This window comes from Nocardia sp. CY41, from assembly GCF_009829325.1.
Lineage (GTDB): Bacteria > Actinomycetota > Actinomycetes > Mycobacteriales > Mycobacteriaceae > Nocardia.
Genome location: NZ_VUOS01000142.1, coordinates 1 through 542, shown reverse-complemented (window position 1 = coordinate 542; position 542 = coordinate 1). Strand labels below are relative to the sequence as shown.

The 542-nt window shown below is 62.7% G+C and carries 1 pseudogene; it reads left to right on the top strand.

The annotated features are described in order from the left end of the window. Positions 1 to 229: 229 nt before the first annotated feature. Positions 230 to 415 (top strand): annotated as a pseudogene (locus GVY64_RS37090) (DUF4158 domain-containing protein); the annotation flags it as partial. Positions 416 to 542 lie beyond the last annotated feature (127 nt).

Here is a 542-nt window from a genome sequence, read left to right as displayed (position 1 = left end):
CGGCCTGCTCGTCGGCCCGAGACTGCTATTGCTACGGCGAACCGCAAACTAGCGGCCGGGGCTGTAGATTCTCCGATCGTGCGGCGCGAGTGGGAACCTGAAGATCTGATCGCGTCGCGGACCTTGCTGAAGCCGGACTGGGAGTTGGTGGCCAACAAGGCCGGGCCGACGCGGATTGGTTTCGTGGCGTTGTTGAAATACTTCGAGATCGAGGGCCGCTTCCCGCACGGTGGCGTTGTGCACGCTGCCGTGGCTGGGGTTCGTGCCGGACAGGGTGGCAGATGCGCCGCCGGTGGCGGTGGCTCGGTTGGCCGAGCAGCTGAATGTTGACGCGTCGCTGATCGGTTCGTACGGCAAGCGGGCACAAACCCGCACCGAGCATCTACGGGTGGTTGCGCAGTTGCTGGGCTGGCGTCATAGATCGCCGATATGGTGCGCTCACCACCTTCTGCTGAAACGGGGTGGTGGTGGACGGCGATAGGTTCGTCAGTTCGTGTTCAGTGTCATCACATCATCGAGGAGTTCTGCGTGAAACGCATCGT